The organism is Streptomyces sp. Inha503 (genome assembly GCF_047215865.1).
In the GTDB taxonomy this organism is placed as follows: domain Bacteria; phylum Actinomycetota; class Actinomycetes; order Streptomycetales; family Streptomycetaceae; genus Streptomyces; species Streptomyces lycopersici.
Genome location: NZ_CP178360.1, coordinates 6,684,805 through 6,700,549 on the forward strand (window position 1 = coordinate 6,684,805; position 15,745 = coordinate 6,700,549).

Annotated in this window: 16 protein-coding genes; 9 read left to right on the forward strand and 7 right to left on the reverse strand. The window is 70.0% G+C overall.

What is annotated here, in order from left to right:
• The first annotated feature begins 128 nt into the window (after positions 1 to 128).
• The 4 genes from ACJX2R_RS27910 to ACJX2R_RS27925 all read left to right on the forward strand — a co-directional run bounded on the left by ACJX2R_RS27910 (position 129) and on the right by ACJX2R_RS27925 (position 4,500).
• On the forward strand, positions 129 to 794 hold the full coding sequence (locus ACJX2R_RS27910; protein ID WP_413102393.1) for a DUF4232 domain-containing protein: 666 nt from the start codon (positions 129 to 131) through the stop codon (positions 792 to 794).
• A 191-nt stretch (positions 795 to 985) separates the two neighbouring features.
• Positions 986 to 1,711 carry a DUF899 domain-containing protein gene (locus ACJX2R_RS27915; RefSeq protein ID WP_262705230.1) on the forward strand — a complete coding sequence of 242 codons (726 nt, stop codon included), beginning with the start codon at positions 986 to 988 and terminating at the stop codon, positions 1,709 to 1,711.
• 160 nt (positions 1,712 to 1,871) lie between these two features.
• Positions 1,872 to 2,339 carry a GNAT family N-acetyltransferase gene (locus tag ACJX2R_RS27920; protein ID WP_413102394.1) on the forward strand — a complete coding sequence of 156 codons (468 nt, stop codon included), beginning with the start codon at positions 1,872 to 1,874 and terminating at the stop codon, positions 2,337 to 2,339.
• Between the two features lie 973 nt (positions 2,340 to 3,312).
• The gene (locus tag ACJX2R_RS27925; protein WP_413102395.1) at positions 3,313 to 4,500 is read left to right on the forward strand and encodes a response regulator transcription factor; all 1,188 of its coding nucleotides are present in this window, start codon (positions 3,313 to 3,315) and stop codon (positions 4,498 to 4,500) included.
• A 72-nt stretch (positions 4,501 to 4,572) separates the two neighbouring features.
• Here ACJX2R_RS27925 and ACJX2R_RS27930 read toward each other — a convergent pair whose 3' ends face one another.
• The 7 genes from ACJX2R_RS27930 to ACJX2R_RS27960 all read right to left on the reverse strand — a co-directional run bounded on the left by ACJX2R_RS27930 (position 4,573) and on the right by ACJX2R_RS27960 (position 11,369).
• Positions 4,573 to 5,319, reverse strand: coding sequence for an FG-GAP repeat domain-containing protein (locus tag ACJX2R_RS27930; protein WP_413102396.1), 747 nt, complete (start codon positions 5,317 to 5,319; stop codon positions 4,573 to 4,575).
• Between the two features lie 71 nt (positions 5,320 to 5,390).
• Positions 5,391 to 6,080 carry a DUF4232 domain-containing protein gene (locus tag ACJX2R_RS27935; RefSeq protein WP_413102397.1) on the reverse strand — a complete coding sequence of 230 codons (690 nt, stop codon included), beginning with the start codon at positions 6,078 to 6,080 and terminating at the stop codon, positions 5,391 to 5,393.
• A gap of 183 nt (positions 6,081 to 6,263) precedes the next feature.
• Complete coding sequence (locus ACJX2R_RS27940) at positions 6,264 to 7,247, reverse strand: cyclase family protein (RefSeq protein WP_413102398.1); 984 nt, start codon at positions 7,245 to 7,247, stop codon at positions 6,264 to 6,266.
• 38 nt (positions 7,248 to 7,285) lie between these two features.
• A complete protein-coding gene (locus tag ACJX2R_RS27945) occupies positions 7,286 to 8,035 on the reverse strand; it encodes an IclR family transcriptional regulator (protein WP_413102399.1) in 750 nt (249 codons plus the stop codon).
• Positions 8,036 to 8,149: 114 nt separating this feature from the next.
• Positions 8,150 to 8,467, reverse strand: coding sequence for a hypothetical protein (locus ACJX2R_RS27950; RefSeq protein ID WP_413102400.1), 318 nt, complete (start codon positions 8,465 to 8,467; stop codon positions 8,150 to 8,152).
• A gap of 26 nt (positions 8,468 to 8,493) precedes the next feature.
• A complete protein-coding gene (locus ACJX2R_RS27955; RefSeq protein ID WP_413102401.1) occupies positions 8,494 to 9,831 on the reverse strand; it encodes a TRAP transporter large permease subunit in 1,338 nt (445 codons plus the stop codon).
• Entirely contained in the window at positions 9,828 to 11,369 is a 1,542-nt protein-coding gene (locus tag ACJX2R_RS27960) for a DUF1932 domain-containing protein (protein ID WP_413102402.1), read from the reverse strand. The genes ACJX2R_RS27955 and ACJX2R_RS27960 overlap by 4 nt, the downstream gene beginning before the upstream one ends.
• 183 nt (positions 11,370 to 11,552) lie before the next feature.
• Between ACJX2R_RS27960 and ACJX2R_RS27965 the strand changes: the two genes are divergently transcribed.
• From ACJX2R_RS27965 to ACJX2R_RS27985, 5 genes are all read left to right on the forward strand, one after another.
• A complete protein-coding gene (locus tag ACJX2R_RS27965; RefSeq protein ID WP_413102403.1) occupies positions 11,553 to 11,813 on the forward strand; it encodes a CopG family transcriptional regulator in 261 nt (86 codons plus the stop codon).
• A complete protein-coding gene (locus ACJX2R_RS27970; protein WP_413102404.1) occupies positions 11,810 to 12,253 on the forward strand; it encodes a PIN domain-containing protein in 444 nt (147 codons plus the stop codon). The genes ACJX2R_RS27965 and ACJX2R_RS27970 overlap by 4 nt, the downstream gene beginning before the upstream one ends.
• Positions 12,254 to 12,692: 439 nt before the next feature.
• Complete coding sequence (locus ACJX2R_RS27975; RefSeq protein WP_413102405.1) at positions 12,693 to 13,979, forward strand: cation:proton antiporter; 1,287 nt, start codon at positions 12,693 to 12,695, stop codon at positions 13,977 to 13,979.
• A complete protein-coding gene (locus tag ACJX2R_RS27980) occupies positions 13,966 to 14,436 on the forward strand; it encodes a CBS domain-containing protein (protein ID WP_413102406.1) in 471 nt (156 codons plus the stop codon). The genes ACJX2R_RS27975 and ACJX2R_RS27980 overlap by 14 nt, the downstream gene beginning before the upstream one ends.
• Positions 14,429 to 15,727 carry an ArsB/NhaD family transporter gene (locus tag ACJX2R_RS27985; RefSeq protein WP_413102407.1) on the forward strand — a complete coding sequence of 433 codons (1,299 nt, stop codon included), beginning with the start codon at positions 14,429 to 14,431 and terminating at the stop codon, positions 15,725 to 15,727. Before ACJX2R_RS27980 ends, ACJX2R_RS27985 begins: the two co-directional genes overlap by 8 nt.
• The last annotated feature ends 18 nt before the right edge of the window (positions 15,728 to 15,745 follow it).

A 15,745-nucleotide genomic window follows, 5' to 3' on the forward strand; every position in this document is an offset into this window, starting at 1 on the left:
CCTGGTCAGAGCATTGCCAACCTGTTATCGGGGCGTTAGTGCCACGGCAGTAGATCGTCAGTGTCGACTGACAGTCTTGTTGTCATGACCCCGGGGGACGGGGTCGAGGCCCACGACAAAGAGGACTCATGTCACACCGCACCACCACTCTTCGCCATGCACGCAAGGCCGCCGCCGTGGCGGTCGTCGCTGTCGCCGCGTTCGGTCTGACCGCGTGCCAGGACAACGCGGACGCCAGCGGAAGCTCGTCCTCCTCGGCCGCGAGCGACTCCTCGGACTCGGGCTCCTCGGGCTCCTCGGGCTCCGGTTCGTCCGGTTCCGGCTCCTCGGACGGAGGCTCCTCGGGCTCCGCCGGAGGCGACCAGGGCAATGGCGGTGCGGGAGGCGGTGGCGGCGCCGGTGCGGGCGCCTGCAAGACCTCGCAGCTGGGGTTCAGGAGCTCGCACGGCATGGGTGAGGGCACTCTGATCGTCGACCTCAAGAACAACGGCTCCGCCCCCTGCACCCTCCAGGGCTTCCCCGGCGTGGACCTCAAGAGCAAGAACGGCTCGCTCAGCGCCGAGCGCAGCGACCTCGCGGCGCCGAAGACCAAGGTCAAGCCGGGCGAGGAGACCCGCTTCACGCTGTACTACCCGCCGAACAACTCCGGCGGCAGCGGCGAGACCTTCACCACCCTCGTCGTCACCCCGCCCAACGAGACCCACTCCCACTCGCTCCCCGTGAGCATCAACGTCCCCGTCACCGATGGCTCCGCCTCCGCCATCAAGGTGGACCCGGTCGGCACCGGCAAGTAGGGCGACGCAGCATGGCATCCTCAGGCTTCTGGCCTGGGGATTTGCTATGAGCAACGAGCACGGGCAACAAGACTGCCTGATCGATCGAACGTTCGACTTCCGGCGCACCGGCGTGCGCCCTCGCCCACGACGGCCGACCCTGGATGGCGGGGGCGGCGGAGCGTGGACCGGACTGGAAGGTGAACGTCACGATGGAGACACCCCCGATCGTTTCGGCGCAGGAGTGGGAGGCCGCGCGTCAGCGGCTGCTCGGCGAGGAGAAGCGGCTGACCCGCGCCCGTGACGCACTGGCCGCCAAGCGGCGGCGGATGCCGTGGCTGGCGGTGGAGAAGGCGTACGCGTTCGACGGACCCGAGGGCAGGGTGAGCCTGCTCGACCTGTTCGCGGGGCGTCGTCAGCTGATCCTCTACCGCGCCTTCTTCGAGCCCATCGTCTACGGCTGGCCCGAGCACGCCTGCCGCGGCTGCTCCATGGTCGCCGACCACGTCGGCCACCTCGCCCACCTCAACGCCCGCGACACCACCCTCGTCTTCGCCTCGCGCGCCCCGCAGCCGGAGATCGAGCAGGTGAAGGCGCGGATGGGCTGGACGATGCCCTGGTACACGATCACCGACGACTTCGACGCCGACTTCGACGTGGACGAGTGGCACGGCACGAACGCGTTCATCCGCGACGGCGACCGCGTGTTCCGCACCTACTTCATCAACGCGCGCGGCGACGAGGCGCTGGGCAGCACCTGGAGCTACCTCGACATGACCGCGCTCGGGCGGCAAGAGACCTGGGAGGACTCGCCCGAGGGCTACCCGCAGACCCCGCCGTACGAGTGGTGGAACTGGCACGACGCGTACGGCGACCCCGAACCGGCCCCGGAATGGCTGGCCCAAACCCGCCGGGGCCCCCGAGGCCAGCCCGCCTGACCGACGCCGTACCCCCAGGCCCCGCGACCAGCCGCCTGACCGACGCCGCCCCCGCGATCAGCCGTCTGCCCCCCGACCAGCCCGCCTGACCCCCCGACCAGGCCACCCGGCCCCCGCGACCAGCACACCTCGACGTCCGTATGCCGCACACTGTGGAGCCATGGACCACCCCATCCGCCCCGCGACGCCCGCCGAAGCCGACGCAGTGAAGGCCGTAGTCGACGCGGCATACCGCCCCTACGTCGCCCGGATCGGACTCCGCCCGGCCCCCATGGACGCCGACCACGCGGCCGACATCGCGGCGGGCCGCGTCTTCGTCACCGGCGACCCGGTCGTGGGCGTGCTGGTCCTGGTGGCCGAGCCCGACCACCTCGTCCTGGAGAGCATCGCCGTACACCCCGACGCCCACCGCCAGGGCGTGGGCAGGCATCTGCTCACCTTCGCCGAAACCCACGCACGCACCCTCGGCCTGCCGGAGATCCGGCTCTACACCAACGCCCTCATGTGGGAGAACCAGGAGATCTACCCGAGGTACGGATACGAGGTGACGGAGCGCCGCCAGGACGGCCAGTACGACCGCGTCCACTACCGCAAGCGCGTGACCGGGCCGACGTCCGACGAGCGGTGAAGGGGCAGCAACGGGGTCGCCGCCGTGGTGGCAAGCAGTACGACGACGGTGATGACCAGGCCCAATCGCCGCGACGGCCAGCGCGACGACGACCCGCCGTGCGGTGAACCCGTCGGCGCCGGCCTCGATCACGCCATAGGTCAGCCCGCCCATCGCCGCGACAGCGGCAATCACCTTGCTGGGCAGCCGACTTGGCCGACAGAGGTACCCGGTTGAACTTCCCGTCCACCGATCGGTGGACGGCACGGCCACTCGGGCAGCCCGCCGGTCGTGGACGACATGCTTCACGACGAGGGCGGAGGTCAGCCGCTGGACGCGGGCGCCGGAGCTACGTTGATTGCGGTGCCTTGCGGGGGCGCGCCGGCAGGCCGCACTGTGAGCGCATCACCCTGGGTGAGGGGGAGGACACGCCGATCGGCTTCCGACGCGGCATGGCCACCGCGTGCGGGTCGCGACAGCTCGCGATGGTCGCGGTCGCTGTCGAGAGGAGGTCGCCCGATGTGCCGAACCCCCGAGCCGGACAGCCCCGACACGGACACGGAGGAGAACGGGGGAGGGACGGAACGGAACCCCGCCCGCGCCCTCGGGACCGAGTCGTCGGCTGGGAGGTGGTACCTGCGGGAGAGCGCCTCGTGGGGGGTGGGACTGTGCATTGTGTCCGGTGTTCTGGACGCGGTCGCCGTCCTGACCCAGCATGAGGCCCTCGCCATAGTGGCGAGGGCTCTCCGCGCGATGGGGGATCGGATCGTCGACGCCGGACAGCACAGGCGATCGTGACTCCCCGGGCCCGGCTGTCGCGAGGCGGCCGGGCCGCACAATTCCAGGGAACCGCACACGTGGGGAAGAACCAAGAGACGCTAACTCTTTCGCACCCGAGCCGCGGCACGAAACGGATTACGTGCTCAACGTGCGTCACATGCCTGACGTGCCGGGGGCGACGGAGGTCGAGGACGGTTGAGGAGGAGGGCCGCACGTGGACGACGCCGCCGCGGACCGCTGCGAGGAGTGCGGATCGCCGCTGCCCACCCCCGCCAAGGTGGGGCGCCGCCGCCGCTACTGCTCCGACACCTGCCGTTCGGCCGCCCGCCGGGGCCGACGCCGGGCGGAGAACGTCTCCGCTCTCACGGCGGGCCCGTGCGCGACGGACATCGCCGGGCACTCCTGCGGCCGTACGGCGCGCTTCGCCATCGTGCTGAACCGCCGCGAGACCCGGCTGTGCGACACGTGCTACGAGACGGCTCTGGACTTCCTGGTCAGTCAGGGAGTGTCGGCCAGTGATGTCAGAACGGTCCGACTGACCGACCGGGACACCGCACAGCCACAGCCACCGGCACAGACACAGCAGCAAACAGAGGCACTGGTGCGGCCGCCGACACGTCGCCGTCCCCGTGTGCTGATGATCGAGGACGACGAGACCGTGGCCACCGCCATGGGGATATTGCTGCCCCGGCGCGGCGGCTACGAGTTCAGCCACGCGCGCGACGGATCCACCGGCCTCCGCGAGGCCTATGCGCAACGCCCGGACCTGGTCCTGCTCGACATCATGCTGCCGGGCATCGACGGAATCGAGGTACTACGTCGCCTGCGCAGCGTCAGTGACGTCCCGGTGATCTTCCTGACGGCGAGATCCGACGACCAGGACCTCGTGATCGGCCTCGCCGCGGGCGCCGACGACTACATCGTCAAGCCGATCAGCGTCACGGAGCTTCTGGCACGCATGGCGCGGGTGCTGCGCCGCCACGGCAGCACGGAGAGCCAGGAACCGGTCTACGAGGACGGGCTGCTGCGCCTGAACTCCCTCAGCGCGGAGGTCCACGTCGTGGGCAAACCGTTGCAACTGACGCCCATCGAGTTCCGCTTGCTGAACTGCCTGGTGCGCAACGCCGGCAAGGTACAGCCCTTCGAGCACCTCCTGGCCACGGCGTGGAGCGACCCCGGCGGACAGGCCTCCACCCGGGTGAAGTTCGCCGTCTCACGGCTACGGCGCAAGCTCGACGCCACGCCGCTGGGCGGTGACGCGATCGTCTCGGCCCGCGGCATCGGCTACGTCTACCGCGCCCCGTCCACCGCCCGGCCTACGGCCGACACGGAGACTCCCCGCCTGGGCCACGGCCACGCGGGCCGGATCCTGGACATCCTCAACAACCGCGAAAACACCTGAGACCGGGCGCCGAAACGACGCCGGGCGCCGCCGGTGCCCAAAGGAACCGGCGGCGCCCAGTCGCGGTAAGGATCAGGAGCAGGGCTCGTAGAACTGCTTCCAACCGTCGCTGGGCATGGCCGGCGGCTCGGCCTTGGACCCGAACTCGCCGTACTTCTCCTTCAGCGCGTAGTCGAAGTCCCCGGGGCCGCTGCCCGCGTACGACAGACGCACATCCCGGTCCAGCTGCCCGTCACCGGAGTTGTTGAGGATCGCGAGGTCCGGGTACGGGTCGTCGCCGTAGTTGGCGATCCGGAGCTGCTGGACCTCGCCGTGGTCGCCGATGTCGGAGTGCCGGGCGTCGGCGGAGCCCAGGTTCGACCGCTTGAGCGGGCCGGGGCGGTACTCCGCGACGCGCGCCGTCGAGGGGTCGTCCCCGCCGGACGGCTCGACGATGTTGACGATCATGTCCAGGGTGCCGTCGTTCTGGAAGTCGGCGACCGCGGCGGTCGCGACCTCCCCCTTCTTCGCGCCGAGAAGTTCGCTGACGGACTGCTTCGCGCCGAACGAGCCGTCCGCGTTGCCCCACTGGATCGTCATCTTGGTGCCGGTGTGCCCAGGATTCGCGATCTTGTCCGGGTTGCCGTCACCGTCGAGATCGCCGACCAGCGTCGTGGCATCGGCCAGACACGCGCCCGCCGCCTTGGTGACCTTCCCCGACCGCTCCGCGCCGCCCGAGGGCGACGACCCGGCCGCACTGGCGTGGTAACCCGCGACAGTCAGGGTCAGGGCGACAGCCGCGATCGGCGCGGCGATCAGACGTGACCGTTTGCGAAGCATCTACGAACTCCTCATGTTGTTGCTGCGTGAGATCCGCGGCGCGGAGCCGACCCTCTTACGGGGCTTACGGGCTACTGGTCCGTTCCTCCATCGAAGGGGACGGCGTCCGCGGCGGAGGTGTGCCAGTTGGTGACGATGGGCTCTTCCACGGTGGTGGTGCCGACCGGCAGGGAGACCGGGTTGGGGTCCTCATTACCGATCCCGACGATGATGCTGTCCAGCTCCTTGCCACCGTTTTCCTTGGTGGTCTTCGGGTTCACCCCGGCGTAGGCGGTCGTCCCCTTGCCCAGCGTGATCGCGGGCCCGACGGCCTGTTCCGCGGGACCCGCCTGGGTGCCGTCCGACCCGAAGGCGACGGTGGGGAGCGCGGCGGGCAGAGTGCAGGTGATCCCCGGCTTGGCCTTGGCGATGACCAGGATGTATCCACCGGCCTGCGTCTCCATCCTGGTGCTCCAGGAGATGTCATTGGCACCGCACGTCTGCCCGACCTTGCCCCGCTCACCATCCCCGGTGTCGGCGCCGGAACCATCCTGGGTCCCCTTGTCCTTCCCATCGGAGGACCCGGCCTCCGCCCCAGAGGCGTTGTCCTTGCCGTCCTCCGCCCCGGTCGAGCCCTTGGCCGGGGCCTCGGCGGAGGCGGAGGAGTCACCGGAGCTACTGCTCGTGTCGTCGGAGTTCTGGCAAGCGGTGGCGAACATCGCGGCCGTCACCAGCAGACTCGCACCGGCGAACGTACGGATCCGGGAGCGGTTGATAAGCATGGAATGACCCTCTTCGTCATCAGCGGAATCAGCGGAGTACTGCGCCCGGCGACGTTTCGCTCGGTGTGCCACCCACTCTGCCGCTGACCGCTACCGTTCCATTACCGCCCCGCTAACGATTCGCTGACGCGCCATCAACCGACCTGCCCGCCTTGCCGTTGGGCTGTGGCGGCGTCGTGTTCGTCAGCGCAGGGCGGTGGCGTTGGCGGGTGAGCCGACGCCGCCGGTGAGGTTGAGCGGCTTGACGGTCAGGAGGCTGGTCCAGCGCCCGGTGGCCCGGCAGTCAGCGGTCAGGGCAGTCAGGTTCCACAGCTCACCCAGCGGCAGACCGAGCTTGGCGATCAGTTCCTGGTGCATCATGCCGCCGTCCTCGGGCGCGCTGGCGTGGAAGTCGCTCTCGGGCACCACGGGGAGGACTTCGACGGCGAAGGTGTCCGTGGCCAGCAGCGCGATGCGGTGGTCCCAGCACCAGGCGACGAAGTCCCGGGACTGGACGAACCCGGTGGCGCGTCGCTCGGCGCGGACCGCGGCTCGTGCCCCGGGTTCGGCGGTGAGGTACCAGTGGGCCCAGCCGGTGTGGACGAGAACCAGATCGCCGGGTTCGACACGGCAACGCTGTGCCTCGAGTGCCGCGTCGAGCAGCTCGGGGCCGAGGGCGGGGCCCGCCGCGTGGTCGAGCGGTGTGCCACGGCCGCGGAGGAGGCCGTCGATGTCGATGAGGAGTGCGCGCCCGGCCAGCGGGGTCTCGGCCCACAACTGCACGCCCAGGCGTGGGCTTCGCGGCGCGATCTCATCGTCGGGCACGGCGTTGTAGAAGCCGTGCCCGGAGGCGCGGCGGTGGCGCAAGCCGTCGATCTGACTGCTGGCCTGGAGGAAGAAGTCCTCCAGGACGTCGTCGCGGGCCTGCTCGTGTTTGGCGGTGATGCGGTGGTGGGGGATGGAGCGGGCCCGGGACATGGGCGGGTCGAAGGCGTCGAGGGCGTGGTCGAGGTTGAAGGCGCGTCCGTCGTGGACCTCTTGCGCCGCCCGCCGGATCTGTCGCGGGCCCGCGAAGTTGGCCATGCCGCGTTCGGGCTGGTCGGCGAAGAGGTACCAGCTGGAGCCGGGTGGGGCGTCGGTGCGTCGCAGCAGCTCGTCATAGGTGAGGTACGGCAAGGGGTGGGGCAAGGGAAGGGCGCTTTCTGCTCAGGGACAGCGGGTTCTGCTCAGGGACAGCGGGCGGCGATGGCGGCGGCCGCCCGGCGTACTTCGGTGATGACGCGTGGGTGGTCGGCGGTGGGCAGGTCGCCGCTGGGCCCGGCGACGCTGAGCGCGCCGAGGACCTGTTCGTCCCGGTGGATGGCGGCGCTGATGGCGGTGACGTCCAGGACCCGTTCACTGAGGGAGACGGCGTGGCCGTTGTCCTTGGTGCGCTGGAGCTCGTCGCGCAGGTCTTCGGCGTTGACACGTTCGCCGGAGATCCGGGTGAAGGGGGTGACGCTGTCGACGTAGCCGCCGAGTTCCTCCTCGGGCAGCCAGGCGGCCAGGGATTTCCCGGCGCCCAGGTGCAGCGGGAGCTTTTCGCCGATGGGCAGTTGGTAGCGGAGGGGGTTGAGGCCCTCGACGCGGGCGATCAGCACGCGGGAGAGGCCGACGCGTACGTACAGGGTGGACGTCATGCCGGTGGTCGCGGCCAGTTCTTGCAGTACGGGCCGGGCGACCTGGCTGAGCCGGTTGTTGACCAGGAAGGCGTGGGCGGTGGCCACGGACGCCGGTCCCGCCACGTAACCGGGTTCTTCCTTGACGGCGTAGCCGCGGTCGACGAGGACGTTCAGGATGCGCTGAGCGGTGGCCACGTGGAGCTCGGAGCGGCGCGCGATCTCGCTCAGGCGCAGCGGGTGGCGGGCGTCCTCCAGCACGGACAGCACGTCGAAGGCTCGGTCGACCGAGCGCATCGGAGAGGCGGGGGTGGCCATGGGTCGGCTCCTGGGTGGTCTGCTCGGCTGCGGAATTTCCTGATAAGCGTTATCAGCATGCGAGCAGTGGCGTGGTGCGCACAAGATCCACCCGGAGACCAGGAGCGGTACGTCCTATTCCGGCTGCGGCGCGGTTTCGGCGGGCCGGGGCTCGGGTGTGGCTGTGCCCGTGGCTGTGCCCGCCGTGATCGTGTTCGTAGTCGTGGCCGGTTCCGGGTCGCCGGGACGGGCGTACGACAGGACGTAGGCGAGCAGGCCGGTGATACCGGCGGTGATGAAGGTCGGGGGCCCGGCGGTGGTCGCGACACCGTTGACCCAGGCGGCGTCGCCGAGAGCCAGCCCCAGCGTCTGGCCCGCGACGATGCACAGGCCGCCGAGCAGAAAGCCGAGGACGCCGAGGCGGAAGAGGATTTTGATCAGGTGGGTGGGCATGGCACGACCTCGTGTGGAAGGGCGGATCAGACGGGCAGCACGCCGGTGGCCACCGCGGCGCCGATCAGGAGGATCGGCAGGCAGTAGTAGCCGACGAGGGGAGCGAAGGTGCGGGCCGGGTTGACCCCGGCGATGCCGCTGGCCACGTAGATCGGGGCGCCGGACGGCGGCGAGGCGCCCTCGGTCGACGCGAAGATCAGCACGGCGACGCAGGCGGTGGCGGCCGGCACCCCGGCCTCGGCCAGGGACGAGACCGCGACCGGGCCGATGGCGGCCATGGTGGCACTGGCGGTGAGCGGGATGGCGACGGCGACGACGATCATCCCCACGATCAAGGTCATGGCCCACTTCGGTGCGTGCAACTGCGTCAGCACGTCGGTCAGCTGTTGCGGCAGGCCCAGGTCGCCGAGGACGTTCGAGGCGGAGAACGCGGCCACGATCGTGACGCCGATGACACCGAATTGCGGTACGGCCCCCTCCAGCAGCTGCCACCACCCGCGGCCGGCGCGGGGAAGATGGCGGCGGCCCAGGAACAGCACGATCGCGATGAGCAGGACCGGTATCCAGGTGATCAGGCTGATCGCGTCCGACATCGTGACACCGACGTAACGGCCCAGCTCACCGCCGGTCGGTCCGCGGGTCAGCAACAAGGGAACGATCATCCCGGCGAACAGGAACAGGCTGGTCCACCCCGCGCCCAGGCTGACCCGGAGCGGCAGCAGATCGGCCCGGTCCATGGGCTGGATCTTGTGGCGGCGGATCATCCAGAACGCCGCCAGCAGGCGGTAGCCCAGACACCACAGCCCACCCATGAACAGCGGCAGCACGATCTCGTCCTTGGAGACCAGCGCCGCCACCCCGGCCGAGCCCATCAGGATGAACATGGTGGAGCTGAACGGGAAGGTGACGCCCATACCCGCGCCACCGGCGGCGACGGTGGCGGCGAGTTCACCGCTGACCTTGGAGCGCTTCATCCACGGGATGGTCACCGAGCCGACGGCGGCGGTGACGGCCGCTCCGACGTGGGCGATGGCGCCGAAGACGCCCGCGGCGACGGTCGAGGTGTACACCGGTCCGCCCCGCGCCCGGCCGAGCAGGGAGTTGAGGATGTTCAGCAACTGATCCAGGACCGGCGTACGGCTCAGCAAGTAGCTCATGAACACGAAGGCCAGGGCGGCGAAGGTGACCTCCTCCTGCATCGCTTCGGCGAATCCGTCCCACATGACGTGAGCGATGTCGCCGCCCGCGAACAGGCCGGTCACCACGAATCCGACGAGGAGGGCCTCGCCGATGTTCCTCTTCAGTACGGCGTTCCAGACGATGATGGCCGTCATGTAGGAGACCAGGGCCCATATCGCGATCATGCTGCTTCTCCTGCCGGTGCTCCCGCGGCTCCCGCGGATTCTCCTGCCGGCCCGCCCGCGGCCTGTCCGGTCTGTCCAGCGCGTCCAGTCTGCCCGGTCCGTCCAGCCTCTTCGGCCCGCCCGGCCCCTTCGGCCCCTTCGGCCCCTCCGGCCCGTCCAGCCCGGATGCTGCTGCGGCGGCGCGCCTCGTCGGCCTCGATCTCGCGCGCCGCGACCAGTGTCGACTCCGCCTCTTCGGCGGGAAGGACGGCGACTCCATCGCCGTCCGCGACGACCAGGTCGCCCGGCCCGCACACCGCGCCGCCCACGGCGACGGCGACGTTCACCCTGCCGGGGCCGTCCTTGTAGGGGCCGGCGGGGGTGACCGCACGTGCCCAGACCGGGAAGCCGATCTCTTCAAGAACCTCCACATCGCGGGCGGCGCCGTCGAGCACCATACCGACCACCCCGCGAGCCTTGGCGCGCTCGGCGATCAGCTCGCCGATCAGGGCGCGGGAAGTGTCACCCTGACCGTCGACCACGATCAGGTCACCGGGCCCGGCGATCCGCAGCGCATCGTGGATGGCCTGGTTGTCCCCGGCCCGTGTCAACACCGTCAGGGCGCGGCCCACCGCGCGGGCACCGGTCCACAGCGGACTGATGCCGGAGTCGACCAGGCCCAGCCGGTCGCGCGCATCGCCGATGTTGGCGGTCGGCAGCCCCTCATACGCTGCCAGCAATGCCTCGGTCACCAGCGGTGTGGCACGCAGCCCATCCTGGCGGGCGGCCAGGGTGTGCAGCCTGCTGATGCCGCGGGCCAAGGCCGCGTCCAGGCCGAGATCCGCCATCAGGTCGGCCGCGGCGGCCACCTCTCCGGCCCGCCGCACCCCATGCTTGAACGTTCCTGCGTACAGGCGTTCCAATGTGGCCTCGCCATCGGCGAGCTCCCGTATGACCTGCTGACGCACCCACTGCTCATCACCGGCGGCACGACCGGCTTCCACCGTCTGCACGATGACGGCGGCCAGCCCCTTCATGAAGAGGCTGCGCAGCAGCTTGCGGGCCGACGCCGCCCCCGGCTCCCCGCCCAGGTCCTCCACGGGCGCACCCAGCGCTCGGAAGTGTTCCGCCACCGCCGAGGCCCCGCGGCCGCTGGCCACCAGGGCCGTACGGTGGCGGTACTTGGGAACCGAACCGATCACGGACACATCCGCGAAGATCGCCCGCCCGCCTTCGCTGACGACGGCGTCGATCGTCCGCTTGAGATCGGGCGCTCCGGCGTTCATGTCCGCGAAGACGACGTCGTCCCGCAGATGCGGCGCCGCCTCCACCGCCACCGCCGCGGCCGCTTTGGCCCCCGTCAGCCCCAGCACGAGATCGGCCCCGCCAACCGCTTCCGCCACACTGCCCGCCCGCATGACGCCGACCGGAGTCGGCACGTCACCGGGGTCGTACCCCGCCACGGACCAGCCGTTTTCCGCGAAACCTACGGCGTACAACGCCCCGGCCTCGCCCAGCCCAAGGATCCCCACACGCATCGACGCCCTCGCGTTTCTCATAGAGTGATAACTTCTCTCACAGAAGGTGGGAGGATGTTGCCCACGTGTGAATCGCGAGTCAAGGGCTGAGCACGGACCACTTGAACTTCGGGCAACCGTCAGGAGCGGTGGAATAGGCAGCGCAGACGGTGGAACAGGCAGCGCAGGCATACATCAATCTGGTACATGTGTTACTCTAGGTACATGTCCATGAAGCGCACCAACGTCTACGCCGACCCGGAAGACCTCGCCATCATCAAGGAGGCGGCCAAGCGCCGCGGCATCAGTGAGGCCGAGATCATCCGGCAGGGCATCCATCTCGCCGCGATGGCCAATCGCGTATGGGATGAGCCGTTGTTCTCCCGCACCTTCGCAGGCTCCGGGCGCACGCTTGCCAAGGACGAGGTCCGTGATGTCGTCGCTGACGCCGCCCAGCGAGAAACCGATTCAGGAACCGCTGCGTGATCATCGTCATCGCCGACACCTCCGGCCTGCTGGCCGCGCTCGATTCCACGCACCCGGAGCACGAAGCGGCCCAAGAGGCGATCATGGCTGCGGGTCTGCTCATCATGTCGCCACTGCTACTCGCCGAACTCGACCACGTGGCCACCCGCGAACTGGGCCGCGAGGCCGCGGTGAGCGCCCTCGACGACATCCGGGCCTGGATGCGTCGCGGCCGGGTCTCCGTACCCGAAATCACCGAAGGTCACCTCGGCATCGCTCAGACCGTCCGCTCCCGCTACCTGGCGCTCGACCTCGATCTCACCGACGTGGTGAACGTCGCCCTGGCGGCCGACTACGACACCGACGCGATCCTCACCCTGGACCGCCGGGACTTCCGCGCCGTACGCCCCCTCGGCCACCACAAGGCGTTCCGCGTCCTGCCTGACGATCTACCCCTCTGAATCCCCCACCCGCACCCGCACTCCGGAAGACCTCAAGGCCGGTCCCCCGCCATTCACGCGGAGTTGCCGACACGGGCTGGGTCGGTTTGTCCAGCGGTCCCGTACGTCGGTCTCCCGCAGCACCGTACGCGGCTCTCCGGCCAGCGCTTTGAGGTCCTCGGCGGCGGCGTCGCCCATCACGGCGAGTATTGCGTTCTGGCTGCTCTTCGGTGCGCTCGCCACCGGCCTCGGGGCCGCCTTCGGTCGGCGTGCCGTCGTCCTCGCCGCGACCGCGGTGATCGCGACCGCGGTGATCGGGGGCGCGTGGCGGGGCGGGCCATGACCGTCAATTCTCCGTAGGGATCGCATCAGGTTCCTGTAAGGTGCCTGGCGGAGTGCCGGGAAGTCTGGTCGGCGGACAGAGGATCATTCTCTTTGCCGATCGGGGGCGGAACGACCTATGGTGCTCATCGCGGTCTTCGGCGTGGCACTTCTCATCGCGGTTCTCGTCTCGGGGCTCGCGGCCCGTTCGGTGCTCTCCACCTCACTGCTCTTTCTCGTCGCGGGCGCGCTCGTCGGTGACGGGGCGCTCGACCTGATCCACATCACCGCGGACAGTCCGATCGTGGCGGTCACGGCCGATCTGGCCCTGTTCGCGGTGCTGTTCACCGACGGCATGCATGTCTCGTTCCCAGCGCTGCGCGGTGCCTGGCGGAATCCTGCGCGTGCGCTGGGTCTTGGCATGCCGCTGGCGTTCGTGGGGATGGCGCTGATCACCCACTTCCTGGTGGGGCTGGACTGGACGACGTCGTTCGTGGTCGGTGCGGTGCTGGCGCCGACCGACCCGGTGTTCGCGTCGGCGATCGTGGGCCGTAAGGAGGTCCCGGCGCGGCTGCGGCAGCTTTTGAACGTGGAGAGCGGGATCAACGACGGGCTGGCGCTGCCGGTCGTCCTGTTGCTGATCGCCGCTGCCGGTCCGACCTCCGGGGAGGCGCAGGCGTCGCCGTCGGTGATCGCCGCGGAGCTGGTCGGGGGCCTGGCACTGGGCGCCGCACTGCCGCTGCTGGTGAACGGGCTGGTGCGGATCCCGGTGCTCGGTGCCGAGCCGAAGTTGCAGCCGCTGCTGCCGCTGGCGACCGGTGTGATCCTCTACTCCACCTGCCATCTGACCCATGCCAACCCCTATCTGGCCGCTTTCTCGGCGGGAGCGGTGCTCTCCTCCGTCTCCCCGGACTCCGGCCGCGCGTTCGAGCCGCTGGGCGAGGCGGTGGCGGAGCTGAGCAAGTTCGCGGCGCTGCTGGTCTTCGGCGCGCTGCTGACGCCTCGGTTGTTCGGGGACCTGTCGGTCGGCGGGTACGTGGCCGTGGTGCTCGCCATCGTGCTGGTCCGCCCGGCGTCGCTGCTGGTCTCGCTGATCGGCACCCGCTTCGCCCGGCGGGAGAAGCTGGCGGCGGCCTGGTTCGGCCCCAAGGGCTTCGCCTCCGTCGTCTACGGCCTCCTCGTGCTCCAGTCCGGCATCCCGCAGGGGGAGGAGGCGTACACCCTGATCGCGGTGTGCATCGCGTTCTCCATCGCCGCGCACAGCAGTACGGACGTGCCGGTCGCCCGCCTCTTCGACGTCGAGGACCTCGTCGGCATCCCCGATGGCGATGCCGACGACCGTCACGATGAGGGCAGGGAGAAGCAGACCGCCGGGGTGGCCCGGCCGGTGCCCGGAGTGGAGGAGGACGGCGATGCGCGCACGTGATCTGGCCGTGGAGTACGAGTCGGTCCGCGTCGACGACGAGGCGCTGGAGGCGGCCCGCCTCATGGCCGAGCACCAACTGCCGGGGCTGCTGGTCCTGGACCGCGACGGGGAGCCGAAGGCGATCCTGCCCGCCTCCCAGGTGATCAAGGCGTTGGTCCCGGCCTATGTGATCGAGGACCCCGCGCTGGCGGCGGTCATCGACGAGAAACACGCCGACCGGCTCTGCGAGGCGCTGCGCGGCCGCCGCGTCGGCGACCTGCTGTCCGACAAGGCGGCCCGGCCGCCGATCGCCGCCCCCGACGACACGGCCCTGGAGGTGGCCGCGTTGATGGCGCAGGCGCGCAGCCCGCTGGTGGCGGTGGCCGACCGGGACAAGGCGGGCCTGAATCTGCTCGGGGTGATCACCGCCTCGCAGCTCCTCCATCGACTCCTCGGACATGCGGAGCCCTATGAGTGACTGGCACAGCTGGGCGGCGATCGCCGTCTTCGTCGTCGCCTACGTGGCGATCATCAGCGAACGTGTCCACCGGACGGCCGCCGCCCTGGCAGGGGCGGCGGCCATGCTCACGATCGGGGCGACCGACGACAAGGCCGCCTTCTTCGACGAACGCTCCGGGATCGACTGGAACGTCGTCTTCCTGCTGCTGGGGATGATGGCGATCGTCGGGGTGCTGCGGCAGACGGGGCTGTTCGAGTATCTGGCGATCTGGGCGGTCAAACGCGCCCACGGCAAGCCCTTCCGCGTGATGACCATGCTGATAGTCATCACCGCCTCCGCCTCCGCGCTGCTGGACAACGTCACCACGGTGCTGCTGGTCGCCCCGGTCACGCTGCTGGTGTGCGAACGCCTCGCGCTGCCTGCGGCGCCCTTCCTGATCGCCGAGGTGCTGGCGTCCAACATCGGTGGCACAGCGACGCTCGTCGGCGATCCGCCGAACATCATCATCGCCAGCCGGGGCGGACTGACCTTCAACGACTTCCTGATCCACCTCGCCCCGATCGCCGTGGTCCTGACCGCCGTACTGGTGGTGCTGTGCCGGGTGATGTTCCGCAAGGCGCTGGTGTACGACGAGGACCGGGCGGCTGAGGTGATGGCGCTGGAGGAGCGCGAGGCCATCCGCGATCACCGGCTGCTGTACCAGGGCCTGGCCGTCCTGGCCCTGGTGGTCGTCGGGTTCGTGGCGCACCCGGTCTTGCACTACGCGCCGAGCGTGGTCGCCCTGCTCGGCGCCGGGCTGCTCATCGCCATCTCCAAGGTGGAGACCGGTCAGGCGCTGAGCGAGGTGGAGTGGCCGACACTGGCGTTCTTCGCGGGGCTGTTCATCATGGTCGGGTCGCTCATCGAGACCGGGGTCATCGGGGAGATCTCCCGCGCGCTGGCGGACGCCACCGGCGGCAGCGAACTCGGTGCGGTGATGCTGCTGCTGTTCGGCTCGGCCGTGCTGTCGGGGGTCGTCGACAACATTCCGTACGTCGCGACCATGGCCCCCATCACCGCCGACCTGGCCCACGGCTTCGGCGGCGGCGGTGTCCATGTGCTGTGGTGGGCCCTCGCACTGGGCGCCGACCTGGGCGGCAATGCCACGGCCATCGGCGCCTCGGCCAACGTCGTCGTCCTCGGCATCGCCGAACGCAACCGCCAGCCCATCTCCTTCTGGCAGTTCACCCGGTACGGCCTGGTCGTCACCGCCGTGACGGTGACACTGTGCGCCGGATACCTGTGGCTGCGGTACTTCGCCCTGAGCTGACCGCCGAACTCCACGACG

Bases quoted from the DNA above. Each gene is read 5' to 3' on its own strand.
- ACJX2R_RS27985 (WP_413102407.1), top strand. From the start codon at position 14,429: ATGAGTGACTGGCACAGCTGGGCGGCGATCGCCGTCTTCGTCGTCGCC.
- ACJX2R_RS27960 (WP_413102402.1), bottom strand. From the start codon at position 11,369: ATGAGAAACGCGAGGGCGTCGATGCGTGTGGGGATCCTTGGGCTGGGC.
- ACJX2R_RS27920 (WP_413102394.1), top strand. From the start codon at position 1,872: ATGGACCACCCCATCCGCCCCGCGACGCCCGCCGAAGCCGACGCAGTG.
- ACJX2R_RS27955 (WP_413102401.1), bottom strand. From the start codon at position 9,831: ATGATCGCGATATGGGCCCTGGTCTCCTACATGACGGCCATCATCGTC.
- ACJX2R_RS27965 (WP_413102403.1), top strand. From the start codon at position 11,553: ATGTCCATGAAGCGCACCAACGTCTACGCCGACCCGGAAGACCTCGCC.
- ACJX2R_RS27975 (WP_413102405.1), top strand. From the start codon at position 12,693: ATGGTGCTCATCGCGGTCTTCGGCGTGGCACTTCTCATCGCGGTTCTC.
- ACJX2R_RS27945 (WP_413102399.1), bottom strand. From the start codon at position 8,035: ATGGCCACCCCCGCCTCTCCGATGCGCTCGGTCGACCGAGCCTTCGAC.
- ACJX2R_RS27980 (WP_413102406.1), top strand. From the start codon at position 13,966: ATGCGCGCACGTGATCTGGCCGTGGAGTACGAGTCGGTCCGCGTCGAC.
- ACJX2R_RS27915 (WP_262705230.1), top strand. From the start codon at position 986: ATGGAGACACCCCCGATCGTTTCGGCGCAGGAGTGGGAGGCCGCGCGT.
- ACJX2R_RS27935 (WP_413102397.1), bottom strand. From the start codon at position 6,080: ATGCTTATCAACCGCTCCCGGATCCGTACGTTCGCCGGTGCGAGTCTG.
- ACJX2R_RS27950 (WP_413102400.1), bottom strand. From the start codon at position 8,467: ATGCCCACCCACCTGATCAAAATCCTCTTCCGCCTCGGCGTCCTCGGC.
- ACJX2R_RS27930 (WP_413102396.1), bottom strand. From the start codon at position 5,319: ATGCTTCGCAAACGGTCACGTCTGATCGCCGCGCCGATCGCGGCTGTC.
- ACJX2R_RS27910 (WP_413102393.1), top strand. From the start codon at position 129: ATGTCACACCGCACCACCACTCTTCGCCATGCACGCAAGGCCGCCGCC.